General features: G+C 54.2%; 26 protein-coding genes, 2 tRNA genes and 4 pseudogenes. 21 read left to right on the top strand and 11 right to left on the bottom strand.

From position 1 onward, the window contains the following. Nucleotides 1-64 precede the first annotated feature (64 nt). From MN186_RS11595 to MN186_RS11575, 5 genes are all read right to left on the bottom strand, one after another. A complete protein-coding gene (locus MN186_RS11595; RefSeq protein WP_242114528.1) occupies nucleotides 65-649 on the bottom strand; it encodes an outer membrane protein in 585 nt (194 codons plus the stop codon). Nucleotides 650-896: 247 nt separating this feature from the next. Then, on the bottom strand, nucleotides 897-1,484 hold the full coding sequence (locus MN186_RS11590) for an acyl-homoserine-lactone synthase (protein ID WP_242114527.1): 588 nt from the start codon (nucleotides 1,482-1,484) through the stop codon (nucleotides 897-899). Between the two features lie 56 nt (nucleotides 1,485-1,540). Continuing rightward, nucleotides 1,541-2,152 carry an autoinducer binding domain-containing protein gene (locus MN186_RS11585; RefSeq protein WP_242114526.1) on the bottom strand — a complete coding sequence of 204 codons (612 nt, stop codon included), beginning with the start codon at nucleotides 2,150-2,152 and terminating at the stop codon, nucleotides 1,541-1,543. A 468-nt stretch (nucleotides 2,153-2,620) separates the two neighbouring features. Beyond that, nucleotides 2,621-3,364: a DUF6538 domain-containing protein gene (locus tag MN186_RS11580; protein WP_242114525.1), complete on the bottom strand. Its 744-nt coding sequence runs from the start codon at nucleotides 3,362-3,364 to the stop codon at nucleotides 2,621-2,623. An 80-nt stretch (nucleotides 3,365-3,444) separates the two neighbouring features. Next, a tRNA-Thr gene (locus MN186_RS11575) sits at nucleotides 3,445-3,519 on the bottom strand. 90 nt (nucleotides 3,520-3,609) lie between these two features. Here MN186_RS11575 and MN186_RS11570 point away from each other — a divergent pair. From MN186_RS11570 to MN186_RS11485, 18 genes and pseudogenes are all read left to right on the top strand, one after another. Continuing rightward, a complete protein-coding gene (locus MN186_RS11570; protein ID WP_242114524.1) occupies nucleotides 3,610-3,771 on the top strand; it encodes a hypothetical protein in 162 nt (53 codons plus the stop codon). A gap of 13 nt (nucleotides 3,772-3,784) precedes the next feature. Beyond that, complete coding sequence (murA, locus tag MN186_RS11565) at nucleotides 3,785-5,050, top strand: UDP-N-acetylglucosamine 1-carboxyvinyltransferase (protein ID WP_242114523.1); 1,266 nt, start codon at nucleotides 3,785-3,787, stop codon at nucleotides 5,048-5,050. Beyond that, nucleotides 5,047-5,535, top strand: a complete 489-nt coding sequence (locus MN186_RS11560) for a DUF2948 family protein (protein ID WP_242114522.1) — start codon at nucleotides 5,047-5,049, stop codon at nucleotides 5,533-5,535. Before murA ends, MN186_RS11560 begins: the two co-directional genes overlap by 4 nt. A 3-nt stretch (nucleotides 5,536-5,538) precedes the next feature. Next, nucleotides 5,539-6,840 (top strand): histidinol dehydrogenase, encoded by a 1,302-nt coding sequence (hisD, locus tag MN186_RS11555; protein ID WP_242114521.1) that lies wholly within the window; start codon nucleotides 5,539-5,541, stop codon nucleotides 6,838-6,840. Between the two features lie 22 nt (nucleotides 6,841-6,862). Further along, nucleotides 6,863-7,339 (top strand): UPF0262 family protein, encoded by a 477-nt coding sequence (locus MN186_RS11550; RefSeq protein ID WP_242114969.1) that lies wholly within the window; start codon nucleotides 6,863-6,865, stop codon nucleotides 7,337-7,339. 2 nt (nucleotides 7,340-7,341) lie between these two features. Beyond that, nucleotides 7,342-7,818 carry an arsenate-mycothiol transferase ArsC gene (locus tag MN186_RS11545; protein WP_242114520.1) on the top strand — a complete coding sequence of 159 codons (477 nt, stop codon included), beginning with the start codon at nucleotides 7,342-7,344 and terminating at the stop codon, nucleotides 7,816-7,818. Nucleotides 7,819-7,911: 93 nt separating this feature from the next. After that, on the top strand, nucleotides 7,912-8,130 hold the full coding sequence (gene infA / locus MN186_RS11540) for a translation initiation factor IF-1 (protein ID WP_021101650.1): 219 nt from the start codon (nucleotides 7,912-7,914) through the stop codon (nucleotides 8,128-8,130). Between the two features lie 14 nt (nucleotides 8,131-8,144). Beyond that, nucleotides 8,145-8,732, top strand: coding sequence for a Maf family protein (locus MN186_RS11535; protein ID WP_242114519.1), 588 nt, complete (start codon nucleotides 8,145-8,147; stop codon nucleotides 8,730-8,732). Next, entirely contained in the window at nucleotides 8,729-9,772 is a 1,044-nt protein-coding gene (locus MN186_RS11530; RefSeq protein ID WP_242114518.1) for a ribonuclease E/G, read from the top strand. The genes MN186_RS11535 and MN186_RS11530 overlap by 4 nt, the downstream gene beginning before the upstream one ends. Continuing rightward, entirely contained in the window at nucleotides 9,769-9,963 is a 195-nt protein-coding gene (locus MN186_RS11525; RefSeq protein WP_242114517.1) for a DNA gyrase inhibitor YacG, read from the top strand. Before MN186_RS11530 ends, MN186_RS11525 begins: the two co-directional genes overlap by 4 nt. Nucleotides 9,964-10,043: 80 nt before the next feature. Next, nucleotides 10,044-10,118: transfer RNA gene (locus MN186_RS11520), tRNA-Phe, on the top strand. 388 nt (nucleotides 10,119-10,506) lie between these two features. Continuing rightward, on the top strand, nucleotides 10,507-11,463 hold the full coding sequence (locus tag MN186_RS11515) for a hypothetical protein (protein ID WP_242114516.1): 957 nt from the start codon (nucleotides 10,507-10,509) through the stop codon (nucleotides 11,461-11,463). Nucleotides 11,464-11,769: 306 nt separating this feature from the next. Then, nucleotides 11,770-12,042: a hypothetical protein gene (locus MN186_RS11510; protein ID WP_242114515.1), complete on the top strand. Its 273-nt coding sequence runs from the start codon at nucleotides 11,770-11,772 to the stop codon at nucleotides 12,040-12,042. Between the two features lie 206 nt (nucleotides 12,043-12,248). Further along, nucleotides 12,249-12,785, top strand: a complete 537-nt coding sequence (locus MN186_RS11505; RefSeq protein WP_242114514.1) for a hypothetical protein — start codon at nucleotides 12,249-12,251, stop codon at nucleotides 12,783-12,785. 1,014 nt (nucleotides 12,786-13,799) lie between these two features. Then, complete coding sequence (locus MN186_RS16565) at nucleotides 13,800-14,438, top strand: recombinase family protein (protein ID WP_242114513.1); 639 nt, start codon at nucleotides 13,800-13,802, stop codon at nucleotides 14,436-14,438. 733 nt (nucleotides 14,439-15,171) lie between these two features. Further along, nucleotides 15,172-15,581: pseudogene (locus MN186_RS11495) on the top strand (transposase); the annotation flags it as partial. After that, nucleotides 15,578-15,724, top strand: a pseudogene (locus MN186_RS11490) (transposase domain-containing protein); the annotation flags it as partial. The pseudogenes MN186_RS11495 and MN186_RS11490, both read left to right, overlap by 4 nt. Nucleotides 15,725-15,786: 62 nt before the next feature. After that, a protein-coding gene (locus MN186_RS11485) for an IS3 family transposase (RefSeq protein ID WP_242114512.1) occupies nucleotides 15,787-16,913 on the top strand; the annotation gives its coding sequence in 2 pieces (ribosomal slippage) (nucleotides 15,787-16,051 and nucleotides 16,051-16,913; 1,128 coding nt in all). A 578-nt stretch (nucleotides 16,914-17,491) separates the two neighbouring features. On the opposite strand, the gene MN186_RS11480 is transcribed toward MN186_RS11485, so the two are convergent. The 5 genes from MN186_RS11480 to MN186_RS11460 all read right to left on the bottom strand — a co-directional run bounded on the left by MN186_RS11480 (nucleotide 17,492) and on the right by MN186_RS11460 (nucleotide 21,804). Continuing rightward, nucleotides 17,492-17,863 (bottom strand): Hpt domain-containing protein, encoded by a 372-nt coding sequence (locus MN186_RS11480; protein WP_242114511.1) that lies wholly within the window; start codon nucleotides 17,861-17,863, stop codon nucleotides 17,492-17,494. A gap of 11 nt (nucleotides 17,864-17,874) precedes the next feature. Further along, nucleotides 17,875-18,858 carry a response regulator gene (locus MN186_RS11475; RefSeq protein WP_242114510.1) on the bottom strand — a complete coding sequence of 328 codons (984 nt, stop codon included), beginning with the start codon at nucleotides 18,856-18,858 and terminating at the stop codon, nucleotides 17,875-17,877. A 230-nt stretch (nucleotides 18,859-19,088) separates the two neighbouring features. Continuing rightward, a complete protein-coding gene (locus MN186_RS11470; protein ID WP_242114509.1) occupies nucleotides 19,089-19,478 on the bottom strand; it encodes a response regulator in 390 nt (129 codons plus the stop codon). 29 nt (nucleotides 19,479-19,507) lie between these two features. After that, entirely contained in the window at nucleotides 19,508-20,878 is a 1,371-nt protein-coding gene (locus tag MN186_RS11465; protein ID WP_242114508.1) for a sensor histidine kinase, read from the bottom strand. 434 nt (nucleotides 20,879-21,312) lie between these two features. Continuing rightward, the gene (locus MN186_RS11460; protein ID WP_242114507.1) at nucleotides 21,313-21,804 is read right to left on the bottom strand and encodes a hypothetical protein; all 492 of its coding nucleotides are present in this window, start codon (nucleotides 21,802-21,804) and stop codon (nucleotides 21,313-21,315) included. Between the two features lie 185 nt (nucleotides 21,805-21,989). Between MN186_RS11460 and MN186_RS11455 the strand changes: the two genes are divergently transcribed. Both MN186_RS11455 and MN186_RS11450 read left to right on the top strand, forming a co-directional pair. Beyond that, on the top strand, nucleotides 21,990-22,391 hold the full coding sequence (locus MN186_RS11455) for a helix-turn-helix domain-containing protein (RefSeq protein WP_242114506.1): 402 nt from the start codon (nucleotides 21,990-21,992) through the stop codon (nucleotides 22,389-22,391). A gap of 295 nt (nucleotides 22,392-22,686) precedes the next feature. Beyond that, on the top strand, nucleotides 22,687-23,634 hold the full coding sequence (locus MN186_RS11450; RefSeq protein WP_242114505.1) for a tyrosine-type recombinase/integrase: 948 nt from the start codon (nucleotides 22,687-22,689) through the stop codon (nucleotides 23,632-23,634). 219 nt (nucleotides 23,635-23,853) lie between these two features. Here MN186_RS11450 and MN186_RS11445 read toward each other — a convergent pair. Continuing rightward, nucleotides 23,854-24,207 (bottom strand): annotated as a pseudogene (locus tag MN186_RS11445) (integrase core domain-containing protein); the annotation flags it as partial. A 138-nt stretch (nucleotides 24,208-24,345) separates the two neighbouring features. Between MN186_RS11445 and MN186_RS11440 the strand changes: the two are divergent. After that, nucleotides 24,346-25,637, top strand: a pseudogene (locus MN186_RS11440) (IS110 family RNA-guided transposase). The last annotated feature ends 204 nt before the right edge of the window (nucleotides 25,638-25,841 follow it).

Below are 25,841 nucleotides of genomic sequence, written 5' to 3'. Positions count from 1 at the left end.
GTCGCACAAAAAAACGGCGCGCCAAAACTGGCGCGCCGCTCTTACGTACTGCTAGGACCCGGTATTAGAACCGATAGGTGCCGCGCAGTTGAACGGTGGTGGCGTCAACGTCGACACCGCTGCCGTTGAAGTCGCTAAATTCGTGGTACAATGCTTCGATACCAACGTTGAACGAGCTGGAGACCTGATGCTCATAGCCAGCACCGGCAACCCAACCGTCGCTGCTACCCAGCGTGTTGGTGTCCGCATTTGCGTAACCGGCAGTTGCATACAGCAGGCCGCTGCCCATTTTGTAACCGCCACGCGCTTTCACACGCAGAACGCTATCAAGTGATACGCCGCCGCCCAAGTCCACATCGGCCCAGTCATAATCGACGCCAACACCGGCAACCCAGTTGCCCATGTCAAAGTCGTAACCGGCGACAAGACCGCCGAGAAGACCGTCGCCTTCAAGGCCTGCTGGCGATGAACCCACATCGACATAACCGATTTCGCCACCGACATAACCACCGGTCCAGTCCGGGGTTGCGGCAGGAACTGCGGCGTAGGTTACGACGGGCTCTTCAACCGGGGCATCCATGCTGCCTGCCAAAGCGGTCGTGGTGGTCAGTGCAACTGCAGCAGCTGCATAGGAAAATTTCTTCAACATCTGGTCCATCCTCTCGTTTTGTGTGGTCCTGATACGAGGCTCTAGCACCTCTGGACCATAAATAAGATCAACAAACGTGTTTGTAAGAGGTCGCGGCGTATCTCCGCGCATTCGATGGTGAGGCACAAGAGCGCAGCCGCCGATATGGTTGGGCGCCGCCGGGTTAATCACGTCCGTGGGCGCAACCATGGCGCCCACGAAGTAATTGAAAAGAAATGAAATATGCCCCGCACTCGACCCGACGTCGCTAGTGCAGCTTGCCGGACAGATCAATCGACACGACTTGGTTGTCGATGCCGTCAATCTCCATCACACGACCGGCGGCAGATGTGTCCAAACCGACACGTTTGGACCATCGCGGCCAACTGGCTGGGATCAGGCCCAACACCTGAGTCGCGCCAAGGTCGCGGGCGGATTTCGTCATTTCCGAAATCAGATGCGCATGAACCAGCCGCCGCGCACGCTGGGGCGTATCATGCGCCACGAAAACGCGGCTGCTTTCCCAGATGTTTTCTGCGACGGGTGCTTCTTCATACAAAAGGTCCGAGGGGATCGAATCCAACAGTCCCAGCTGCGCATCGCGTATCATATAGGTATAGATGCCGCAGCGTGCCGTCGTCGGCGTCAGCCGGATGCCTGCGAGCACGCGCCCGAACTCGTGAACAGCAACCCAACGGCTGGCAGGTGTGTCGTACTGGTCGAACTCCATGCCCATCGCTTCCGGCAGATCCCAACGGTTCTGCACAATAAAACTTTGCCGTCTAGCGCGAAGTAGGTTCGCAAATAACTCGCTATGGTTGTGTAGATTGGCGAAAGAAAGTGTGGTCGTCTGCATGACATCCTCCAGTTTGGTTAAGAAAAACAGGAAGCACGCGCTGGCGACAGCCGGGGTTAGATCAGTCGATAGTCCTTAGCTCGTTGAATGGCCTCGGCCGAGGTGCGTGCAAATAACTTCTTGCGGGCAGAAGCCAGCCGCGCCTTCAGCGCGCTTTCCGAAATGCCTAGCACAACCGCACCGTTTGCATACCGTTCACCAGAGGCCAGCACATGCAGGGCCTCGATCTCGGCTTTCGTCAAGGTGTCAGGGGGTTGTGCAATATGGTGAAGCCGAAGCACGACACCGCTGATTGCGGCGACCTCTTCATCGGTGAATTCCCGGTCGGACCGGGCCACGCCCGCTACCGTCCGTGACGAGATTTTACCGCAGGACACACATAGACCATGGACCAGCCCATGCGCTGCGGCATCCTTCAGAATGCCGAACGGATCGGGTAAGTCGATATCGCTCCAGCGCGTGGCGCCGGTGCGCGATATCCCCCAAGCCAGCATCGGATCACGCAGCGCATAAGCGTTGCGCGTATAATGGTCAGCCCAGGATTTAGGGTAGGTCTGGAACGTCAAGAGAGGTGCTGCAAAACGGATGTGAAGCCCGACGAAATATCCCGCCGGGGCCATTGATCCCAATTCATTTAGCAGCGAGTCGATCGCTTGATTCCGGCTCATGGTTAATACTTGGTTACACCCATAGAAAACACAACCCTAAATTGTATCCAGCAATAATAGATTGCCGCGAGGCGTGTCGCGACATCTGGATGGCTCAGGTTTTCATCGAACAATTACTTATGCAAGCGCAAACCTATGTTCGACTTCAAAATACAACTTTAGATTGCTGACTGTTGGTGGATGCGCAACAGTTCTAACGAATGTTGAGGATTGCGCTGTAGAACGCAGATGGAAATGATCGAAAGGTGGGCGAGGTAAGGCAAGACGGAAGGGAGTGGTGGAGCCGGTGGGTCGGGTGCGATGTAGCAGCTCGTTGTGGCGTCATAGGCAGAACGTTACAATAAGTCCGCGATCGTGTTGGCTTATTTCTAACTTCGACTTTCCGTATTGCTGCTTGGAAATTTATTGATCGATCAACTGTCACTCTTTGGTAGTAAAAAATCTGTATAGAACCCGCTTACACCAACTTTAAAAAACCAACTGGCCTTTATAGTCCCCAACAGTCGTGAGGGACTTACCGTCTGCAAGGTGGTCCTTCTCCCACAGCTTGAAGGGTTTCCAAATGGATACGGATTCAGCGTCATTCTGTTCACTGAGAGATTTCGGCGCTGGGCGGGCAATTGGTGCCTGTTCGGCGTCCTGTAGAAGCACAGAGGCGTCTGGAAAGCGATCAAGATTCGGATCGGGGCTGTAGTCTCCCTGTGCGTGTTTCAGTTGCTGTTCTGACGCCAATCGCATCGTTTGGTGAATTTGTGTCAACAGGCGCTCCCGACTTTGCTCGTCTACAACAAGTGTATGCTGCAAGAGCAACTCATCAACAGTTGGGGCATACCACTTTGAGAGCTTGCATGGGGCATTCCCTACGGACGCATCTAGTTGAGCATTTAGCCTTTGAATTTCATGCCAAACTTCTGCCTCTCCCGGCTCTACTTCCAGCATCGTCATATAATCACGATAGAAAACACCGCATAGTGCAGCAATTTTCTGCATCGGCAATGGGCTAGGTTTCTTGCGGTGAGCCTCCCATATCATCGCCTGTTCGCGCACCTTCTCAGCATTGCGGACCTTGGCTTCTTCGGGGTCACGGGTGCGGAGAGAGCAGCTTACACTGGTATCTCCCAGTTTTCCGCGCAAATCGGCAGGAACTTTCTGCCTGAAATAGTAGATACCGGAGCTTTTTCGTTTATACGGACGGGGCATCTGCAGGACCACGGTGTAGCACCTCAGTGTAACACCCGAGGCCAGTTATCCTCTTATTATGCAGCATCTTCTTGATCTAAAAGAGGAAAAAGTGGTGCTGCTGGAGAGAATTGAACTCTCGACCTCTCCCTTACCAAGGGAGTGCTCTACCTCTGAGCTACAGCAGCGTCCTGTCGTGGGCGGCTGATTAGCTTTAATCTGCGGGCGACGCAAGCGCATTCTGGACCCTTTTTTCAACCTGCGTTACAGAAGAGGGCATGAAGCGTAAGAAGACACCTCAGGAACCCCGAAACAAAGGGGCGGATCGTGATGAGCGGCTGAAAGCTGCGCTGAAGGCCAACATGGCGCGGCGTAAATCTCAGGCGCGGGCGCGGGCGGATAACGAGGCCGATCGGTCGCAGACAGAAAAAGACCAATAGAAAAGGCGGGCAGATGGATTCGATAGTTGTGACCGGTGGTGGTGAACTGCACGGCGAAATACCCATTGCGGGGGCGAAGAACGCGTGTCTGACGCTGATGCCGGCAACGTTGTTATCGGAGGAGCCTTTGACACTGACCAATGCGCCGCGCCTGTCGGATATCAAGACGATGACGGAATTACTCGCCTCTCTTGGGGCCGAGGCGACGGCGATGCAGGACGGACAGGTGTTGGCGATGTCGTCGCATGACATCAATAACCACGTCGCAGACTATGACATTGTACGTAAGATGCGGGCGTCAAATCTTGTGCTGGGGCCGATGCTGGCGCGGCTGGGTCATGCGGTGGTGTCTTTGCCCGGTGGCTGCGCGATTGGTGCGCGGCCGATGGACCTGCACATCTTCGGGCTTGAAAAGCTGGGTGCCGAAATTGAGCTGAAGGATGGCTATCTTCACGCCAAAGCGTCGGGCGGGCTGAAAGGTGCCGAAATTGATCTGGATTTTGCATCTGTCGGCGCGACCGAGAATATCCTGATGGCCGCAACTCTGGCTAAGGGCACGACTGTCATCCGCAATGCGGCCCGCGAGCCCGAGATCGTCGATCTGGCCGACTGCCTGCGCAAGATGGGCGCGCAGATTGAAGGCGATGGCACGTCCGAGATTGTCATTCAGGGCGTTGATCGCATGCATGGCGCGACACACCCTGTCGTCACCGACCGGATCGAGCTCGGCACTTATATGCTGGCTCCGGCTATCGCGGGCGGCGAGGTGGAGTGTCTGGGTGGTCGCATTGATTTGGTCAAAAGCTTCGTTGAAAAGCTGGACGCGGCTGGCATTCACGTCGAAGAAACCGCGCGTGGCCTCAAGGTCGCGCGCAAGAATGGGCGTGTTTCTGCGGTGGATGTGACGACCGAACCCTTTCCCGGCTTTCCGACCGACCTGCAAGCCCAGATGATGGCGATGCTGTGCACGGCGGACGGCACATCTGTCCTTCACGAAACCATCTTTGAAAACCGCTTCATGCATGCCCCCGAATTGACCCGCATGGGCGCGGATATCGACGTTCAGGGCGGCACCGCCACGGTAAAGGGTGTCGAAAAACTTAAGGGCGCGCCGGTGATGGCGACGGACCTGCGCGCCTCGGTGTCACTGATCCTTGCGGGTATGGCGGCAGAAGGCGAAACGGTCGTCAGTCGCGTCTATCACCTTGATCGCGGGTATGAGAAGGTTGTGCGCAAACTGTCCTCGATCGGGGCAAAAATTGAACGGATCAAAGAATGACCAACACCCAACGCGATGCGAAATTCGAAGATGGTGGCGAAGCGGCTCTGCGCCTGATGGCTCTGGATGCCGATGATTTGCAGGTGATCAGTGCGTTGACACAGGATGCGGTTTTTCCGGCTTCTGAAATGGCGTGGGATGCGACGCGGCGGCGCTTTGCACTTCTGCTGAATCGTTTCCGGTGGGAGGATGCGCCCGAGGCCGAAAAACGCGCCCGCCCGGTCGAACGTATTCAGTCAGTGCTATCGGTGTCGGATGTTCTGAAAGTTCAAAGCCAAGGGATCAAGAAGGGCGATAAGGATATGATCCTGTCGCTTTTGTCCATCTCGTTCACTGAACATGAAGATGGCATGGGGCGGCTCGAACTGATCTTGGCGGGCGACGGCGCCATCGCGCTTGAGGTCGAGGCGCTGGATGTCACCCTGCAAGACGTCACCCGCCCCTATATCGCGCCCTCGCGGCACATCCCCGAGCATCCGGAATAAGCCATGCCCCAGTTTCTGAACTCTGCCGACGCCGATTTTGAGGCGCGTTTCAACGAGGTTCTGTCCATGAAGCGCGAGGACAGCCCCGAGGTGGATGATACCGTCGCTGGCATTATCGCGGACGTGCGCGCCCGTGGTGACGCGGCGGTGATCGAGCTGACCTCGAAATTTGATCGGCTGGAACTGACTGCAGATACGCTGCGCTTTACCCTTGAGGAGATTGAAGCTGAATGCGCCAAGGTCTCGGACACGGACCGCGCGGCGCTGGAACTGGCGGCAGATCGTATCCGCGCCTATCACGTCCGGCAGATGCCAAAGGACGAACGCTGGACGGATGACGCCGGGGCCGATTTGGGCTGGCGGTGGTCGGCGGTCAGTGCGGCAGGGCTTTACGTGCCCGGTGGGTTGGCAAGCTATCCCTCCTCGGTTCTGATGAACGCAATCCCGGCCAAGGTGGCGGGGGTGGAGCGCCTTGCCATCACGGTTCCCACGCCGGACGGCATCGTGAACCCGCTTGTACTTCTGGCCGCGCGTATAGCTGGCGTCGATGAAATCTATCGCATCGGCGGTGCGCAGGCGGTGGCGGCGCTGGCCTATGGGACCGAAACGGTAGCACCGGTCGACAAGATCACAGGGCCGGGCAACGCTTTTGTCGCCGCCGCCAAGCGCCGGGTGTTCGGCAAGGTGGGCATCGACATGATCGCCGGTCCATCCGAGATTCTGGTGATTGCGGATGCCGACAACGCCCCCGACTGGCTGGCGCTGGATTTGATGAGCCAAGCCGAACATGATGAAAGCGCGCAATCCTTGCTGATTACCACGGATGAGGCCTTCGGGCGCAAAGTGGCCGCGGCAGTCGATGCGCGCCTTGAAACGCTGGAACGGCGCGAGATTGCTGGTGCTAGTTGGCGCGATTTTGGTGCCGTGATCACCGTGCGCGATCTGGACGAAGCGGCCGCACTGTCCAATCGCATCGCGCCCGAACACCTTGAACTGTGCGTGGCCGACCCCGAAGCGCTGTCAGAAAAATGTATCCATGCGGGTGCGATCTTCCTGGGTCAATGGACGCCCGAGGCGATCGGTGATTACGTGGGCGGGCCAAACCATGTATTGCCCACGGCGCGGTCGGCCCGCTTCAGTTCGGGCCTGTCGGTGATGGATTTTCTGAAACGCACCACGCTGGCCCGGATGACCCCGGCGGCACTGTCGGCTATTGGACCCGCTGCCGAAACGCTTGCCATTTCCGAAAGCCTTGAAGCGCACGGGCTATCCGTTCGCGCCCGGCTTGACGCCCTGAATGATTGACCCGCAGAGGTTCCCGATGACCATGAATCGCATCACTGACATCCAGATCGACGATACCGGCCTTGCCGCACCCACGCCAGCCATCGAGCAGGAACGCAAAGTCGCCATTTTCGACTTGCTGGAAGATAACAGCTTTGAACTGAATGGGCGCGATGGGCAAACCCCGCCCGATGGTCCCTATCACTTGGGGCTCGCGATCCGCGAAAAGCGGCTTGTGGTCGATGCCCGCACCGAAAGCGGCGATCAGGCGGCGGTCTTTCACCTGTCGCTTGGCCCGTTTCGGCAGGTGGTGAAGGATTATTTCGCCATCTGCGAAAGTTATTTTGACGCCGTGAAGAAGCTGCCCCCCAGTCAGATTGAAGCCATCGACATGGCCCGGCGCGGTATTCACAACGAAGGCGCGCGGGTGCTGCAGGAACGTCTTGAGGGCAAAGCCAATGTCGACATCGACACGGCGCGCCGCCTGTTTACACTGATTTGTGTCCTGCACTGGGGCTAAGTATGTCCGCAGACCGTCCCCAGTCAGTGCTGTTCTGTTGCGACCACAATGCGGTGCGCTCGCCTATGGCCGAGGGGATGATGAAAGCCTTTTATGGGCATGATATTTATGTGCAATCCGCTGGCGTTCACAGCGACATGGATATTGACGGCTTCTCAATATCGGTCTGTGACGAGCTGGGGATCACCCTGTCCAACCATCGTGTGCGCAGCTTTGACCAGATGGAAGAATGGGGCGACGACCTTTCAAGTTTCGATCTCATTGTTGCCTTGTCCCCTGCCAGCCAACGGCGTGCGCTGGAGCTGACGCGGCTGTTCCATCTGGACGTCGAATACTGGCCGATTCTCGACCCCACCGGGCTGGGCTCACGGCGGGACGAAAAGCTGGCCGCCTATCGTCAAACCCGCGACCAGATTCGCGGTCACATCCTTGAACGTTTCGGTCTGCCGCGCCGCCAAGATGATGAAACCGAGGTCTAATCCGCAGGCAAGCAGGATTTCCCTTGAAAATCTGGAAGTTTGCGCCCATTTAAAGGGCGCTCACAAAGGGTGAGTGAAAAAACAGGAGTGAACATGGCCAAGGAAGAACTGCTCGAATTCCCCGGTGTCGTGAAGGACCTCCTGCCGAATGCGACATTCCTGGTCGAGCTGGAAAACGGCCATACGATCATCGCACATACGGCAGGAAAGATGCGCAAAAACCGTATCCGCGTTCTGGCTGGCGACAAGGTGCAGGTCGAAATGACCCCCTATGATCTGACCAAGGGTCGGATCAACTACCGCTTCAAGTAAGCGGTCTGCCGGGCATGACCCGACCCCGATTGATTCTGGGCTCTGGAAGCCCAAGACGGGCCGAGTTGCTGGGGCAGCTCGGCCTTGTTGCGGATGATGTGCGCCCTCCGGACGTGGACGAGACGCCGGAGAAGGGCGAACTGCCGCTGGCTTATTGTCGCCGGATCGCCGCTGCGAAGGCCGCCGCGATGGATGTGGCGCCGGACGAGGTCGTACTGTGCGCTGACACCACCGTCGCGCTGGGCCGCCGCATTCTGGGAAAGCCCGACGACGCAGGGCAGGCGGCCGAGTTTCTGCTGGCCCTCTCCGGGCGTCGCCACCGGGTCATCACCTCGGTCGTGGTGCGCAATGCACAACAGACATGGGCGCGCGATGTCGTGACCACAGTCAAATTCAAACGTCTGTCGGATGCTGAGCTGAACGCCTATCTTGCATCAGACGATTGGCGCGGCAAGGCGGGCGGATATGCCATTCAGGGGCCAGCCGGGGCTTTCGTCACGTGGCTTCAGGGAAGTTATACGGCAGTTGTCGGCCTGCCAGTGGCCGAAACCGCGAACCTGTTGCTGGCCGCAGGCTACCCGATCTATGGAGAGTGCACATGAAGGGCAGCGTGATCGCGCTTGACCGCTACAAGGGGCGCATGGCCGCCGCACGTATCGTTGACGGCCATCTGGAAGATCTGCTGATCGAACCACCGGAAAGTGTGACGCTGCCCGGCGCGATTTTTCGCGCGATCTGCGATCGTCCGCTGAAAGGGCAGGGGGGCATGATGCTGCGCCTGCCAGACGGGGAAACCGGTTTTCTGCGTCAAGGAAAGGGGCTGAAGCCGGGCCAGGCGATCCTTGTGCAGGTCACCGGATTTGCAGAGGACGTGAAAGCCGTACCCGTGACCCAGAAACTGCTGTTCAAAAGCCGCTTTGCAATCGTGACGCCGGACGCGCCGGGCCTGAATGTCAGCCGATCAATACGCGACGATGACGACCGTGTGCGGTTGCTTGAGATCGCGCACGACGTGATGCAGGAGGCCGACGAAGGCTTGATCCTGCGATCCGTCGCCGCCACCGCATCAGATGACGAGATTGCCGAGGACATCGCCCAGATGCTCGACCTGTCACGGTCTGTGCGCAAGGATGGTGATGGCGCGACGCCGGAGCTGTTGATCGACGGTGCTGACCCGCATCATCAAGCGTGGCGCGAATGGCCCGAACCCGATCAGCTTGATGCCGCGGACGGCGCGTTCGACCGTCACGAGGTCGACGATATGATAGATGCAGCGCTGGGAAGCCGCGTGCCGTTGCCGGGTGGGGCCACTGTCTTTGTGGAACCGACCCGCGCTTTGGTCGCGGTGGATGTGAACACCGGCGGCGATACTAGCCCGGCCGCCGGTCTGAAGGCCAACATCGCCACCGCCCATGCCTTGCCGCGTGCGCTGCGGTGTCGTGGATTGGGTGGGCAGATCGTCGTTGACTTCGCCCCAAGCCCGAAGAAAGACCGCCGCCAGATCGAACAAGCCCTGCGCGCCGCATTTCGGGCTGACGGTATTGAAACGTCGCTTGTCGGCTGGACGACGCTGGGTAATTTTGAACTGCAACGCAAACGCGAACGCATGAGCTTGCGGGCCTGCTTGAAAGGCACCAAATGACCTGCCCGATTTGCAAGAAACAGACCGACCTGAAATACCGCCCCTTCTGCTCACGTCGCTGCGCGGATGTGGATTTGGGGCGTTGGCTGAATGGGTCCTATGCGGCCCCTTCAGAGGACCCGGCAGACTTGGACGAGGCCGCCGACGCGCTGCTGGACATGGCACGCAAGGAAAGTCACGGCCCGCACTGAAAATCCTGCATTTTCCCTCTGGACACCAACCCCACCCGCGTCTACAACCCGCCCACCCGAACGATGAACCGTTCACCCGTGCCCGGGTAGCTCAGGGGTAGAGCAGTGGATTGAAAATCCTCGTGTCGGTGGTTCGATTCCGCCCCCGGGCACCATTTCTTCCAAGAGCTCACAGTCTTCGCTCCCTTGCCTTGCAGTTGCCTTGCGCTGGATTCCACTTTGGATCCGTTCTGTTTCGCGAAAGCAGGGTTTCGTTTCCAGCTGGTCGCATCTTGTGAGAGCCGACTAGACAGTAGCGTGGATCGTTCTTGGGTGTTGCACAGCTTTGTCAAAGTTAGTCGAATCCAAGCCAACATGCTGCCGATCAAGGTTACGAGTATTGATGCTTGAGGGGCGTGCGGTTCGACAGAGATTTAGTGAATAGCCATATAGAATTATCAAGTATCAAGTATCGAAATCTATACTGATAAAGCTATTGAATATTCGCTGCAATTACCCTAAATCAGTATCAGAGATTATAACTGATCACTGAAAGGGGTTAAGATGAAGGCGAATGATGACATTGCAGAGCGCGTTCACGAGCGCACGATCGATTTCGAACACTCGTTCGGCAACCAGGATTTCTTCGAGGAAGGTGTAATCCGGTCCTTGGAGGTCATGTTCGAGCTATGCGCGAGCTATCTTGGAGAGGAATGTGCGTCCCGGGGCTTTGACACCATGGTCTCCTGTGCTTTCCAACGGAACAACTCAGACCTTGGTTGGCGTGAAATTCTTGATGAAGACTATTGTGGTATCTATTCCGAAACCCAAATCGGCAACCTTCTTCACGACCTCACAGCCTATGCAGATTTCGGGATCGTACTGGCAACGGCTCGGGACGATGACCAGCGATATCAATTCTTGGCCAACCAGATACAACAAGCTGAGCGACTTCTTGCTCTGCTGCCGTCACAGGTGTGGGGGTTGGATGACGAACACCTGGTCGCGGTGCTTCGCAAGTCACTGGCGCGGTGGAAAGTTGACAACGGCGAACCGGTAACTGCTTTAGAGCTTGCAGTTCTTTCCGGACGTGCGCCGCAGACAATCAAGAACAAGCTTGCTGGCAATCCTGCTGAGATCAATGGCTCCCAAATGCGGATCGAAGCTGAAGAGGCGGCCGCCTGGCTGTCGGCCCAGAGCGATTTCAATGACTCGATCTGGCGCAAACAGTGTGATGCTGTTTCAATCGTCGAGGCAGATGAGGGACTGGGAGAAGTCGTATTTGTTCCTGTGGCGAAAGACGGAAGTATGTTCCATGCGGGTTTGATCAAAGACGGGAAGTATCTGATTGATGCCGAAGGTGCAGAACGAGAATTCGACGACTTCGACGAGGCCTTGTCGGCGCTTCAGAAGATGCCTTTTCCTCAGTGGCGCCGACCCACACCGGAAGGCCGTTGGACACGCGTTCGCTGTGTTGAATGGCGACGCGTCACGCGAGATGAGCTTATGCCCTCTGCATGACCGCTACTTGACAGCCTGACGGCGCTTGGGTCGCACCATCCAAACACACCCAAATTTAGTGAATTCAACGACGCGAAGCGATTTCGTGAACAAAGGAGTATTGCTCGATGAAACCGAGAAAACAGCTAGTATTCTACCTAAATTCAGACCGGTCGGCACGTCTTAGCCATGATGGTTTGCAGTGGATTCTCGAGAAAGGAGATCCAGCCAGATGTATCGCTGGCCAAGATACCGGCTTTCGAGGGGTCTCATATGTGGCAAGTGGGAAAGATATCCTGCTGCGCTGCATTCGCGACAAAGGGGTGTATGTCGATCTTGACGGAAGACGGCATCTTGCAGCCCTTGATGAGAGTTATGCGTCCTTTCTCAGCGACGTTGAGCGTTACGGTAATGTTATGGCGATCGCTAGACTATCTTCCTGCGCTAAATCACTGCCGCCAATACCGGAGCGCCTCACCATTAGCTGTGAAGCACGTCGGAGCAGAATATCAATCTGGCGTGATGGTCGTCCGCGATCTGAGTCCATTAATGGGCATGGAATTGCCGCATAAGAAATTGCTGGAAGGGATGAAACGGTGATCGAAACAACAAAAAGCCTTAGAACGTCTGAAATTGACATACCTTTCTCAAGTGAAGGGATATCAATAAACGGAAATACTACAATCTGCCCATTTCCTACTTCAGGTAGGTCCAGGTTCGTGCAACCTTTGAGATACTTTTGGGAGTTCCCAGGGCACTATCGGCCTTGGCCGGAAAGCCTAGCGACTAGACGGTTGTTGCTGGCCATGAAATGGATAACCATAAAGGCTAGGCGTTTTGAAGATGGCGGATTAAACTCTCCTACTCTAAGGACGCAGGGATCAGATATTTGGACGGTATTTCGTGCAGCGGAATACTCGGTGGTTCTGTTGGGTGTTTATCTTCCGGAAGCTAGCAGACGACCGCTGAAGTCAGGGATGAAACCCGATACGATTGTCGAGGATATTGTTCGATTCTGGCAATTTCTGTGCGCTGATCTTGATAAGATTTGCGCCGGTCGACGCGGTCGAAACTTGAACGCTGAGAAAGTGTTTAAGACTGCGTTGAGTGCGATGGTTGCGAAGGAGCTTCTGGCCTATACAGAGTTCTATTCGAGGGAGCACCCAACACAAACTGAAATTGCCCAAGTTTGGTGGTTGATATTTGGTGAGTTTGAGAGACCTGATGTTATCAAGAACAGATTCAAACCTGCGGCGTTCTTGGTGGGGACATATGTCAAACACTGCTCAAGGAATCCACGATCAAGATTCCGCAAGGCTTTGCAAGTTCTTTCACGTGGTTGAAGTAGGGCATCAATGACGTCCTAGCGCCGAAATGTTGACTCCGCGCCGGAAATAATTCACCTTGCTGAGTGACTAGTTGCGGGTTCGGCAAGGTGAATTAGGTCTTCCAATCGAACCAATATATAGTGGTCGCTGAGTTGTGTGTCCGATATATTGTGTCTTTTTGCCGTGTGGTTCCTAGCGGCGGGAAATGAGAGACAATATATATAAGATAACAATTTAATCTAAAGCCTAGGTTATTTACCTTATCTTACCCATAGCTTCATCTACTGAGATTGTTTTAACTTATTATCGAACTAATGAGTTAGACAATGACGCTCCCGGATGGGAACGCAGGTTCCTGAGAACGTTGTTGGTCATCTCCGGAACTTAGGTTCATCACTGATCCCCTGCGGGACAGTGCGAAGAGCTTGAATTGCCTGCGGCAATTCAGTGCTCTAAAGGTCTCCGGAGCATTGGCTGCATCTTGGTCAATTGCAACATCGTCGATGCACTCAATAACTGCCTCCGGTCGCTTCAGGAGCGTGCCGACTGCACGGATGGCCCCGGCCAACGTTGAGTTGCAACTACCGGAGGCCTCTGGCTGACGTTTGGGGCCAATTGGATGCGTCTTTGCCGTGGTTGTCTTTCGAGCCCGCGTAGATTTGGCATGGCAGGTCAGCTTTGAGGTTTCTTCGGCGCACGCATGGTGTTGTTTGTAGTCGGTACAAGTTTCATTCGATAGCTTCAGATGTTGTGCTGTGCACAAAGTCGGAGGCCCGATAAACTGAGTCAAAGAGCATCAGCAGCCAGACATGACAAGCTCAGTGTTTCTCGTTCGCTGACCAATGGCTTTCAATTACTGGTGTGTCTCGAATAAGGAGAGCTCTTGGGCCGTTCTCGGCAGCGATTACGAATGTCAAGATGGCAGTCATATCCAAATGTCGTCGAAATACTAAAGTGGGATATGTTTGTATGGTAAAGCTATTTGGATATGCTCTCATAACACACGGGCCCAGACCGCGTAATAACCTCGTGGGCTATCCCGCCGTAACCCAGCAACTGACAAACTTGAAGCACCTGTCTGATCGACTCGAGGGTCAGAAACTGGGTGTTTACCATGACTATGCGCGAGAAGTTAAGGGTTTGTCTTCTTTACCGACCTTGAAGCACCTGCTGGATCAGATTGACGGAAAGAAAGGGCGAGTGGTCATTGATGATTATAGGAGGATCTTTGCAAGATGCCCGCAGAAGCTGCGGTTTGATTTGCTCGCCGAACTGGAGCAATTTGGCTGGCACTTTCTAGACTTAAAGTTGCGAGCTCATATCGGTGAGCTATCCCAACTGCAGAAAATGACGTTGTTAACGGCCAGCTCCCCCATCAAGTTCGAGTTGAAGCCTGTTCCTAGGGCAGAGCGTCCACTTGAGGAAAGGCAGCGTCAGACCCGTAAGGCCGCTGCCGTGTCCAGGATCATCCGAACCAAGAATGCGGATTCAAAGGCTCGTGAACTTGCGGAGCTGAAAGAAAGCCTCAAGAAAGGCGGCCGATCAACCAGTGCAAAGGCTCTTGCTGCGCACGCAAACGAACAAGGGATCAAAACCACCCGGGGCGGGGAATGGTCTGCAAGCTCCGTGCGCAGAGTTTTGAAGCGGATAGAAGAATCCACAAAGTAGCAGAAAACCCATTACACATTGCTCTCTCGGGAGACGTTCCAGATTAACCCGGTCAGATATATTCAGCTGCTACAAACATTGGTTTGGTATGAAGCGGTGTGCATTGTATGCGCTCCGGATTACCGGGGCCGCCTTGCACTACCGATGCTAACCCCGGTTGAGATGTCCGTCGAAATCATGCTCGGAAATACGGATACCGCCAATGCCTTTCAAAGCGCCATACAGCGTCGTAGACACGCGCTACCCCGCTCCCCGCTATCCCTAAGGGGAAGGCGTAGTCGCGCTCTACGCTCGCTCTCGCGCCCCTCAGCGCATCAGGGGTCAAATGTCTCCGATGTCTTGATGCGGTCGAAATCTGTGATCCTGTTTGCCTCTTTGATCTAGGGTTTCCAGACAGTTGCGTTGGCTTCGTGCCAGCTATTTCAAACCCTAAACACACTCCCGATCTAACCCCGCACTAAACCCGTTCGAATTTGGTGATATTTGCACAGGGAAATGCGGTGGGTGAGCCGGGGTGATGACGGTTACCGCTCAATCCCAGCTCAAGGTCCGAAGTCCTAGAAAGGTTGCGGGGCTATTAGATCGCATTGCCGCCAGGGGGATCCGGGTTGACCATCAATCCTTGGAGAGGTGATCGATCGAGTGTGATTGGTTCAATGGTTGGTTGGTCGGTGTGAGGTGCCCCTAGATTTGTAGACGCTTTGCCCCCTAATTTTGAGGCAAGGAGGCCAACATGGGGACAAGCAATTACAGCGACGAGTTCAAGCGGGATGCGGTGCATCAGATCACGGTGCGGGGATGTCCGGTTCGGGAGGTGTCCCGTCGTTTGGGCGCTAGTACGCATTCTCTGTACAAGTGGATGAAGCTGTTCGGCGATCCTGTGCCGAAGAATGCCGGCGTGGATCACGAAGCCGAGAACCGGCGCCTGAAGCGCGAGTTGGCCAGGGTGACCGAGGAGCGTGATATCCTAAAAAAGGCAACGGCGTACTTCGCGCGCGAGTCCCAATGAAGTACGCCTTCATTCGGGCGCATCGCGAGGAGTTTGGCGTCCGGGCCATGTGCCGGGTGCTGCGGGTCCATTTTTCGGGCTTCTATGCATGGCTTAAGGAACCGTTAAGCCACCGAGCGCAGGAGGATGCGCGTCATGGGCGCGCATGGCCTCTCTGATCGGCACCTGTAAGCTCAACGGCATCAACCCACAGGCCTATCTCGAACATGTCCTGAGCAAGATACTGAACGGGCATATGCAGGAAGATATCAAAAATCTCATGCCCTGGAACTTCAAGCCGTATGAGCCTCCCCCTTTGAAGTGGTCCGCCCCTATTGTTAGGAAAGCGGAGGACCAGAAATGGCGATTAAGAGACCCAAGCCGGAAGAGATTGTCGTTAAGTTACGGCAAGTTGAAGTTCTGATGGGGCAAGGCATGCCCCGGATTGATGCAATCAGACAGATCAGCGTGACTGAACAAACCTATTACCGCTGGAAGAAGAAGTACGGTGGAATGGGCACGAAACAACTCACGGAACTGAAGCGACTGCAGAAAGAGAACGAGCGGTTGCGTCGTGCGGTTTCTGACCTGACATTGGATAAGCTGATCCTAAAGGAGGCCGCATCGGGAAACTTCTGAGCCCCTCGCGCCGACGTGCCTGCATCAATCATGTGCGTAGTCAGTTCAAGGTTTCTGAACGACGGGTTTGTCGCGTTCTGGGCCAACACCGATCCACACAGCGCCGATTACCACGTGGACGCGCTGACGAAGAACGCTTGGTTGAGGACATGATTGAGCTGACGCGCCAGTTTGGTCGATATGGATACCGCCGGGTTGCTGCCCTGTTGAGAGACGCAGGCTGGCAAGTGAACGACAAACGTGTCGAACGGCTTTGGCGACGTGAGGGGCTTAAAGTGCCAATGAAACAACAGAAGAAAGGGCGGCTTTGGCTCAATGACGGCTCATGTGTGCGGCTGCGCCCTGAGTATCGCAATCACGTTTGGTCGTATGATTTTGTGCATCACCGAACAGACGATGGCAGGGCGTTCAGAACACTGAACATCTTGGATGAATACAGCCGGGAATGTCTGGCAATCCGGGTGAAACGCAAGCTGAACTCGGCTGAGGTCATCGACGCTCTTACAGACCTGTTTATCTTGCGAGGTGTGCCTGCCTACATCCGTTCAGATAACGGCCCCGAGTTCATCGCCGAGGCCGTCAGAGACTGGATCAGAGCGGTTGGAGCGAAGACAGCATACATCGAGCCTGGGTCGCCTTGGGAGAACGGGTATTGCGAAAGCTTCAACGGGCGGATGCGAGACGAATTGCTGAATGGCGAGATCTTTTACTCGCTGCGTGAAGCCCAAATCGTCATCGAAAGATGGAGGAACCATTACAACACCAAACGACCACACAGTGCATTGGGCTACCGCCCGCCCGCACCTGAGGCCATCGTTCCGATGGACCAAAGGCCAATCATGCACTAACTTTCAATTTGAACCACTCAAGTGGGGCTGCTCACGTTTGGGACGGAGATGGGCCGGTCTGGTGTAAGGAGGGGCCACGTCTAAGGCTTGCCGGCATTGCGGCGCGTGAGATGGATGGAACCTGTTCATCAGGCCATCCCTGTCCGAACGCGGACCCCGTAGAGGCAAGAGATGCGTTAGTAAGATTGCTCGGACGAGCTGACGGAATCGGTAGACATGGACATATATTGATAGATGGGCCGCCTCTGAGATGCGTTTCCGATGGAAGCGCGGTCGGTAATCGAACTGCGGCGTGGTGCGTTTCACCTCTGAGCGGTGACATTAGTTGCGCGATGATTTCTGGTGGCTGGGCGTTGCGATGGGATAAGTATTGGGGTGATCACCAATGTTAGGCCGCATGGATGAGGAGCGTCTGAGGTTGATGCCGGTGGCGTATTAGATTGCGCTTGGTGTTTCCATATTTTTGCGAAATATGTCTGGGTTCGCAGACTCGGGTCCTTGGAACCAAGTTGGCAAGAAATATGCTCACTCGTGAAACGGCCTTTTATCGCAGCAGCACGTGCAATCTGGTGATACCTCTACTCAGTGCGAGAGGCGTCGAGATAACTGTGTTGAAGGTTCTTTATGTAATCGAGCAATCCTTCGACCAGTGAAACCAACTCTATAGACTGCTCCCTGCTTTTTGTTGTCGCCTGATCCAGCTTCGCAGCTGTGATCTCCACTTGCTTAGCGTTCTCGCCCAATTGCTCCAGACCTATCGTGGCAGCGAGGCCATATATCCGATGAGCCCTTTCCTTTATCTTGACGATGGCATGCGCAGCATCGTGATCGGTGTCGATACAAATAAGAAGGTTGCTGAAGTGCTCGAAGTGTTGGTCGAGACTTCGCAGATACTCCGCTTGGATACTGATGATTGCGTCATTTAGCGCGGTATAATCTGTCGATTCCATATTTGACACACTTATCTTAGGGTAAACAGACCGTTAATTCGGTCCCAAATACTTGGCTTGGTTGACGTCGGTTGAGCAGTGCGGCCATTTTGATCTGCGGATGCAATGGCGTCATCAATCAACTTCAAGGGATTTCGGGAAGCCAGGAGCGACATTGTAACCGGCTCTCCCATGATGACCCGGATCTTGTCGTGGTCTGCGGCCTCAAACTCATCAATACTTGCCTGTATTCGCTGCGCCAGATCATCAAGCGCGCTCGAAATGATACGCTGGGTAACGCAAACAAATCGGCCGCGTCCACAATATGCCAATAGATAGCTTCTACTCTTCATATTGAGTGCTATCGCATCTGCCACGTCCACAAGTGTCATGTGGGTGTCGCTCAAGTTGGAACGCGACCAAAGCCCCTCAAAATCACGTATTGCGAACCCGATAACCATTGATTGGAAGATTTTTCCGCGAGACAGTTGCAGGAGATAGTTTTCCAAGACCAACTTATCTATTGCCCCTGGCACTTCGTCGATGGTTACCGCATCGTCAATCGAGAAGTTGAATGCCTCACTGACCTTGTTTCTAAGCGACTGAAGCTCGCGTGCCGATCCGGTTGCAATCCGTTGCTCGCTCACCAGTTTCTCGGCCAAGCGGATTCTTGTGCCAAGCTCCAGCGGATCGAATGGTTTGCTGATGTAGTCTGTTGCACCTGCAGCAAACGCACGATCAATATAGGATCGGTCTGTCATCGCCGTTATCATGAGTATCGGGCATGTCTTGTAGTGAGGCAGTGCCCTGATAACACCACAGAGTTCAATTCCATCCATTTCCGGCATCTGAATATCTAGTAGAATGCAGTCAAATGGAGACGTGGCGTTCGAAATTTCCCGTAATGCAGCCGTGGCTGATTTCACGAGAGTATGCTCGACAAAGCCGTCAGCCTTGAGAATTGCATCAAGCAGTTCCAGCACATACTTGTCATCGTCGACGGCAAGGATCTTCAATTTCTCGTCTCCCGGTCGTTCTTAGGAAACTCTCAAATCTCGCATAGGTGATTCCTAAGTCCAGTATTCGGAGTGACTACCGCTTTTCCATGTTGGGTTGTAGATAGGAATTGAGGCTGCAATTTGGCAGTGAATAATCTTTGGGGGAGTTGAGGTCGCTATTTTTCGAGAACCTTAACCGGGATAGGAAGCTGGTAGACCCAGCAGTTGGAAATTCTTGATTGCTGACGCTATTCAGTTGCGGCTCTATGCCAAGCCGCGTGTAGCAGGGTGGGCAACCCAACCGGATCAAAAGGTTTGGCTATTACGTCGAGCGCTCCTAATTGTTTGAGCGTCACTGAAACCTCGTTTTGGACTTTAGCCGTCATGAAGATCACCGGTACTTGTTCAAGGCCCGGTAGACGACGCAACTCCGTCCAGGTTTCTTCTCCGGTCATCCCTGGCATCATCATGTCCAGGAGGAAAAGGTCTGGCTGGAAGGCCAACGCACTGGCTACTGCTTCTCTGCCGGAACTACATGACTGCACAGTCAAGCCACCTATGGAACAGAGAGACAACTCCACAATCGTTCTTATATCCGCGTCATCATCGACATGCAGGATTCTTTGCAATTCGGTCATATTGACGTTGTTCCTGTGTTGTTTGGCACTCAGTCGGGCAGTGTTTCAAACTCAAGTGAGAACGTGGTGCCGACGCCAACAACGCTCTCAAAGTCTATATTCGCACCGTGTTTGTCGAGGATGCGTTTTGTGATGTGCAATCCAAGGCCCGTTCCCCCAAACTTCCGGGTATCGGAAGCATCGAGCTGTGAAAACGGTTTGAACAGTTTATCCCTTGCCTCTTGAGGAATCCCTATACCTTGGTCGGCGACGCGAATAATGGCCATTCCGCCTTCATTCTCTGCCGAGACGCGGATGATGTCTCCTTCGTCAGAGAATTTAATCGCGTTCGAGAGCAAGTTCGCCATCACCTGGAGCAGGCGTGATTTGTCGCCAAGGATCATGAGCGCTTCACCAGAGGTTTCGAAAGCAACCTCGACCCTTGAATTCCGCGCATAATGCGAAATGGCATCAACTGCTTCCTGGACTATTTCTTCCAGGTTCACCGCTTCTAACTGCAGGTCAATCTGGCTGGCTTCCATCTTTTGAAGATCCAGAAGCTCACCGATAAGAAGAAGCAGACGATCCGTGTTTCGCTGCGCCATGTCCAGCAAAGGCGATAACTCGGCAGGTATCTCGCTCGCTGCGCCACTTCTCATCAGGTCAAGTGACCCCTTGATCGAGGTTAACGGCGTGCGCAGTTCATGGCTCACGGTAGAGAGAAATTGCGACTTCGCTTCGGACGCTCTCATGGCCCGGTCGCGTTCCAGCTTCAAGCTCTCGAACTGGCGCATGTTCTTCCTGTAGAGATCAACAAATATCCGCGAACAATCCACAATGAAATATAGAACAAAGCCGACCGTGATGAACTGCAGCCAAAGATAGGAGTCAATTGGTGGTCGGACGACAATCAGGTCGCGCGCGGGAATGAAAATGAAAGCAAGACCGTAAATCACCAGCTTAATGAGAAGGAGTTGTGGAATCTGGTGATTATTGACGGCGGCAAAAAGCGCTGCGGCAAACAACAGGAACAGGGGCGTGAAATGTAGGGCTGGACCCTCTGACCATGACATTACTATTGCAAATGAAGCGATTGCGAGCGTGCTTAGAATCTGGCTCATGATGACCAGAGCGAGATATTTCCTAGTCTCTCGAACGCTCCCACCTTTCCAAACGATCACTTTCTTGGAAATGCAAAGGTCTGTTGCTTCCGCAAGCAGGAGGAACAAATAGCATATAGAGGCAAGGAAGAAGTCGAAGTAGTAAGCCGTTAAAAGGGCAACACCCGCGAACATCGCCTGCCGTTGCCAGAACAGGTTCATACCGACTTTGACAAAGTCTTTCAGCTGATGCTCTGACCGGATTTTCTGGAGCCGCTTTCCACTGCCAGGCTTGTCCGCAAGCACGACAAAGTCACGCATGGGTATGCGCTTTACCAACCAGATCAACGGCGTTTTCAATGAGATATTCATGCCGCTGACCGGTCCTGCAGAATGTTCTCCAATCTGGGCGCAAGAGCTTCCCGTGTGATGTCGATTTGCAAGTTCGCGCCCTTCTGAGTTCAGCGGTCGATTTGGACACCCGAGGTTTCAACCTGGCAACGCTCTGCGACGATGCGGGGTGAGTCACCGCATGAGCATGGTGTCAGACAAGGAGGCTGTTTCATACGTCACTTCACAGCTTGCGGTTCATCCGCACTGTATATGATAAATTGTGGGTAATGTCGTCAATACAGTTATGGGTTGATTTCTCCGTCTGTGCCGAATGTGTTTCCGTCTATGGATCGAGTTCTTGTAAGCGCAAGAAGAACTGGCGGCCGGACGTTGCATCGGCAGTGACAGCGGCGGCAACGAGTCTACAAATCTAGGGGCACCTCATAGTCCTGAAAGTAGTTGGTACAACTGGCACGATGTTCCTCCCAATCAGACATCCAAATTTCTGGTAGATCGGTGATATCTGTTCCAAGTTTATGAGCTTGAGAAACTGCGTACTCGCCATTTCGAATTAGGAATTTGCTCGCAATTATGTCGTCTGCATCGCACTCGTCAAAAATGAAAATCGCATCTGGAAAACTCTCCCTCAAGAAGCGAAACTCCTTGAAACCTTCTACCTGCGGCAGGTGAAGTCTATGAACAGAATCCAATCCTGAAAAGAAATGTGCGCGGGGCCAACCTTCCAACGGTTTGGTGTTTGTAGCCTTACTATACACGATGTCTTCAGCAAGAAAGCCATTCAACCAATGCCGTGCTCTATATCCGTTTCGTTCAAAAAGTGAAGCCAGCGTTCTGGCGGTTTTCGTGTTGAAACCAATCTGGAAAACCGATGGCTCAGAATTTTGTCGTTTCACTAATTTAATCCTAAGAACCTAAATGTCCATCGTCAGGGATTTTGGGGCAGCTGGCAACCTGAATTGAGAGAGGATCTGGCTTATCTGGTTGGTTTGATCATGCGGCGGATTAACTGCATCGCAAGGATGTGAACTCGCTCGCTAACACAAGATATCGAAACGACAATGTCTTGAGGAGTGCAGTCATGGCTTTTAGCCCCACAGCCAACAATCTATCTGACGCGATCGACGCATCAGGTCTTACCCAACGCGAAATTGCCGACCGGGTTGGTTTCAACCATCCAAACGTTCTGTCAATGATGAAGCAAGGGGTGACACGCGTTCCGCTGCAACGCATCCCTGCGCTTGCTCAGACGCTTGGTATGGATCCGAGCAAGTTCTTGTTGGTGGCAATTGAAGAATATCACCCCGGTGTTCACGAAGTGCTTTGTGACGTGCTTGGCCTGCCGCTTACGGATGCTGAGATGGGCGTGGTCTTGATGTTTCGCATGGCATGTATGCGCGGCGATATCGAACTTGAAGGGCCGTTCAAGAAGGCGCTGGAAGGCTTGATGGAAATGGCTGAGTTGGCTTCGGCAAGTAGATAGGCCAGATGGGATGTCAGAAAGCAAGCCGAGCTACTCATGCGTATTATGCATCTATGTAGCCACAACGTAAACGAGCTGCATGGCTTGCCTTCTGCCATCTATGCCCCCGGCTAGAGTGTCGCCGAAACAAATGGAGTTTCAATTGAATTCGGGTCCGATGGTGTGGTCGCAATACAGTCAATCTTAACCACCTGTAATTTGGTGAGATTTCTTAGATTCTTGATGGGAAAACACCCGACGGCTTAATCCACCCTCGCTATAATATGTTCAGAACAATCGAAAGGGATAACTGCATATGGGCAAGCCCAAGAAAACCGTCTCAGATGCCAGCAATAGCTGGTTGAAGACCTGTCTGCGTAATGAGCTCGAACGCTCCACACTCAAGGCTTATCGAAGTCATGCCAAGATCCATATTGAACCGAAGATAGGGCATCTTCTGGTCAATGACCTGTCGCGCGGTGAAGTCCGAGAATTCATCGATGAATTGCTTGACAAAGACGTATCCCGTGCGCTGGTAAAGAAGATCATGGTCAGCCTGCGAGCCATTCTTTCGGAAGCCGTGGAACGCGAATGGGCGACCCACAATGCTGCTGCTGAAGTGAAAGTCAAACGAAGCTCACGTCGCGATGCGAAGCGCGCTGACATTCCCACCAAGGAAGAGATCCGGAAGATCATCAACAATGCCCCAAAGACACATCGGGCCATGTTCATCACGGCTATCTTCACGGGTATGCGGATTTCCGAATTGAGGGGACTGACCTGGGAGGCTGTGGACTTCGATCGTAAAGTAATACGCGTATTCCAGCGTGCAGATGAGTATTGCGAGATCGGCTTGCCAAAGAGCCGGGCAGGGGACCGTGTGATCCCGATGGCTCCGATGGTGCTCAACACACTAGGCGATTGGCAGGCGCTAAGGCTGAAGAGCGATCAGAATCTGGTCTTCCCAAATACGGTTGGCAAGGTGCAGAACTACTCAAATATCTACAACCGCGTGTTCAAACCAATGTTGGTTGAGAACGAGATTGTCGATCACGAAGGAAATGCAAAGTTTGGCATTCATGCACTCCGACATGCCGCCGCATCGCTGTTCATTGAGCAAGGCTGGACGCCGAAGAAGATCCAGACGCTTCTTGGGCACGCATCGATCACCATGACAATGGATGTCTATGGGCACCTCTTCGAGAATGCGGAAGAAGATGTGTCTATGTTTGAGAAACTGGAGCGAGATCTGTTGGCCGCGTAGATACAGCGCAAAAATGCGTCACGCATCCAATGCCGCCGTCATGATCACGAAACACACTTTGCGCGAGGGGTGTCAATAGTTTCGCTCCTTGGTCGCTGCGGTGAACCAGAAATCCTCCGTTAGCTAAATCTCAATTCTGTCCCACGAGTGCTGACGTCAGGCAGTCATGTTCGGAACCCGTCGATATAGCTCGTGACCTGCCCCCCGCTGGTCCCTCGTTCATAACGAGAGTCTGCGGGTTTGATTTTGATACTCATGGGTTTCGGTTTGGGCAAGCGCGCCGGGCGCGGAGCCCTCAAATTGCTCAAGCGCTCGGCGCGCTTGCAGTGGCGTCTGGTTTCCGAGCGACGAATGCGGCCTGACGGCGTTGTAGTCATATCGCCATAGCGCCAGCTTTCGCCGAGCATCGTCCAAAGTGTCAAAGATCTCCTCGTTCAATAACTCGTCGCGCAGGCTGCCGTTGAACGACTCTATAAAGGCGTTCTGCTGCGGTTTCCCTGGGTCGATGTAATGCCACGGCACATCGTTCTGGTCGGCCCATTTCAGGATGGCCCGGCTTGTGAACTCCGTGCCGTAACACTTTCGGAATGACATTGATTTAGAGGCTATGATTGCCTGCGCAGCCCCCAAATAGCGCAGCAGGTGATCATAGCCGGGTCTCAGGTCCCTACAATGGTTTTGCAACAAACCACACCGCAAGGGAGACCGACTATGACCGATACCACTATTGCACAGACCGAGCCTGTTTTGGTTGCGATTGATATCGCAAAGGCACGCCATGAAGTTTTGATCGCCGTTCCGGGCAAGAAGCGCCGCCGCCGATTGACCGTGTTGAACCAGCTCGAAGACTTCAACCGATTGATCGCCACACTGTCGGATTATAATCGCCCGGTCCGCGCAGCTTTTGAAGCCACGGGCAATTACCATCGCGCCTTAGCATACCGGCTCGGCGCTGCTGGTTTCGACGTGAAGCTGGTGTCTTCGGTTGCTTTGGCGCGCACCCGTGAAGCCTTGAACAACAGCTGGGACAAGAACGACCCCAAGGATGCGCAGGTCATCTTGCATATGATGCAAATCGGGAACGAGCAGTTCTATCACGATCCACTGTTGTGCGGCACAAACGATCTCCAAGAACTATCCAAAACGCACGACATTGTCTCCCGATCGAAGACCGAGTTGTGGCATCGCATCCTGACCCATTATCTGCCGCTATATTGGCCCGAGGCAGAACGCTTCCATCGCAGCTCGCGCAGCGATTGGTTCTTTGCCTTTCTCGAACGCTATCCTTCACCGCATTTTATCTCTGCCATGGACCAAGAAGCATTCATTGCCGACGCCTGGGAGGTTGTCGGTCGCAAAGTCTCAAAAGAACGTTTGCTTGCAGATATTTATCAGACTGCCAAGTCATCTGTAGGCTTGCCAATTACACCAGCATCCGACGCCGCCAGGATGTTCCGGTTGGTCCTGAGTGAAGGGCGCAGTCTGATTGCTCAGCGTAACGAGATCGAGGATCGCGCTGTTGAACTGCTCAAGGACAATATCGACTATCAACTCCTGACCTCCATTCCTGGGATCGGGCCGATCAATGCGCTGACCATCTTGGCCGAGGCGGGCGATTTGCGCCGCTTTCAGCATCACCGGCAATTCTTGAAGTTCTGCGGGATGGACCTCGCGACGATCCAATCCGGCACATTCCGGGGTCAAACCAAGCTGTCCAAATACGGCAATGCCAGATTGCGCCGCACGCTTTGGATGGCCGGTCAGGTGGCCATCATGCAGCGCACCAACAGCTTCCGCGACAAGTTCGAGCGTTACATCGCCAAAGATCGGCAAAACACACATTTGCGCCGCAAGGCGTATACCGCAATCGCCGCCAAGATGGCCCGCACCGTACATGGGATCATCAAACGCGGCGAACCATATCGTCCCTTCTTTGAGGGATGATCGACGGCAGAAGGACCTTTCTCTGTAAGGGCCGTAGAGGCGAGCTTTCGACCTCGTAGATAATGTTCAGGCCTTCTGTTCAACGACCCGAAGATCTCGTCTTAAGGACGGTGAGAGCCGCAAAAGCGTACTCTGTGTTTGTTATGGGAGAGACATGTTGTTGACCGAAACGCCGAACTGACACACATTAAAACATGCTGGAACGCTTCAGCATGACCATGACCTGATGCCAAATCAGCCCATCATTCCGCGCATAGGACGTT

It is taken from the genome of Aliiroseovarius sediminis, assembly GCF_022678485.1.
In the GTDB taxonomy this organism is placed as follows: domain Bacteria; phylum Pseudomonadota; class Alphaproteobacteria; order Rhodobacterales; family Rhodobacteraceae; genus Aliiroseovarius; species Aliiroseovarius sediminis.
Note: the sequence above shows the minus strand (reverse complement) of the source record. Positions and strands in the feature narration are given on the sequence as shown.

What these genes read in the sequence shown, in the direction of transcription:
- MN186_RS11595 (WP_242114528.1), bottom strand. Translation starts at nt 649, where the DNA reads ATGTTGAAGAAATTTTCCTATGCAGCTGCTGCAGTTGCACTGACCACC.
- MN186_RS11590 (WP_242114527.1), bottom strand. Translation starts at nt 1,484, where the DNA reads ATGCAGACGACCACACTTTCTTTCGCCAATCTACACAACCATAGCGAG.
- MN186_RS11585 (WP_242114526.1), bottom strand. Translation starts at nt 2,152, where the DNA reads ATGAGCCGGAATCAAGCGATCGACTCGCTGCTAAATGAATTGGGATCA.
- MN186_RS11570 (WP_242114524.1), top strand. Translation starts at nt 3,610, where the DNA reads ATGAAGCGTAAGAAGACACCTCAGGAACCCCGAAACAAAGGGGCGGAT.
- murA (WP_242114523.1), top strand. Translation starts at nt 3,785, where the DNA reads ATGGATTCGATAGTTGTGACCGGTGGTGGTGAACTGCACGGCGAAATA.
- MN186_RS11560 (WP_242114522.1), top strand. Translation starts at nt 5,047, where the DNA reads ATGACCAACACCCAACGCGATGCGAAATTCGAAGATGGTGGCGAAGCG.
- hisD (WP_242114521.1), top strand. Translation starts at nt 5,539, where the DNA reads ATGCCCCAGTTTCTGAACTCTGCCGACGCCGATTTTGAGGCGCGTTTC.
- MN186_RS11550 (WP_242114969.1), top strand. Translation starts at nt 6,863, where the DNA reads ATGAATCGCATCACTGACATCCAGATCGACGATACCGGCCTTGCCGCA.
- MN186_RS11545 (WP_242114520.1), top strand. Translation starts at nt 7,342, where the DNA reads ATGTCCGCAGACCGTCCCCAGTCAGTGCTGTTCTGTTGCGACCACAAT.
- infA (WP_021101650.1), top strand. Translation starts at nt 7,912, where the DNA reads ATGGCCAAGGAAGAACTGCTCGAATTCCCCGGTGTCGTGAAGGACCTC.
- MN186_RS11535 (WP_242114519.1), top strand. Translation starts at nt 8,145, where the DNA reads ATGACCCGACCCCGATTGATTCTGGGCTCTGGAAGCCCAAGACGGGCC.
- MN186_RS11530 (WP_242114518.1), top strand. Translation starts at nt 8,729, where the DNA reads ATGAAGGGCAGCGTGATCGCGCTTGACCGCTACAAGGGGCGCATGGCC.
- MN186_RS11525 (WP_242114517.1), top strand. Translation starts at nt 9,769, where the DNA reads ATGACCTGCCCGATTTGCAAGAAACAGACCGACCTGAAATACCGCCCC.
- MN186_RS11515 (WP_242114516.1), top strand. Translation starts at nt 10,507, where the DNA reads ATGAAGGCGAATGATGACATTGCAGAGCGCGTTCACGAGCGCACGATC.
- MN186_RS11510 (WP_242114515.1), top strand. Translation starts at nt 11,770, where the DNA reads ATGTCGATCTTGACGGAAGACGGCATCTTGCAGCCCTTGATGAGAGTT.
- MN186_RS11505 (WP_242114514.1), top strand. Translation starts at nt 12,249, where the DNA reads ATGAAATGGATAACCATAAAGGCTAGGCGTTTTGAAGATGGCGGATTA.
- MN186_RS11480 (WP_242114511.1), bottom strand. Translation starts at nt 17,863, where the DNA reads ATGGAATCGACAGATTATACCGCGCTAAATGACGCAATCATCAGTATC.
- MN186_RS11470 (WP_242114509.1), bottom strand. Translation starts at nt 19,478, where the DNA reads ATGACCGAATTGCAAAGAATCCTGCATGTCGATGATGACGCGGATATA.
- MN186_RS11465 (WP_242114508.1), bottom strand. Translation starts at nt 20,878, where the DNA reads ATGCGTGACTTTGTCGTGCTTGCGGACAAGCCTGGCAGTGGAAAGCGG.
- MN186_RS11455 (WP_242114506.1), top strand. Translation starts at nt 21,990, where the DNA reads ATGGCTTTTAGCCCCACAGCCAACAATCTATCTGACGCGATCGACGCA.
- MN186_RS11450 (WP_242114505.1), top strand. Translation starts at nt 22,687, where the DNA reads ATGGGCAAGCCCAAGAAAACCGTCTCAGATGCCAGCAATAGCTGGTTG.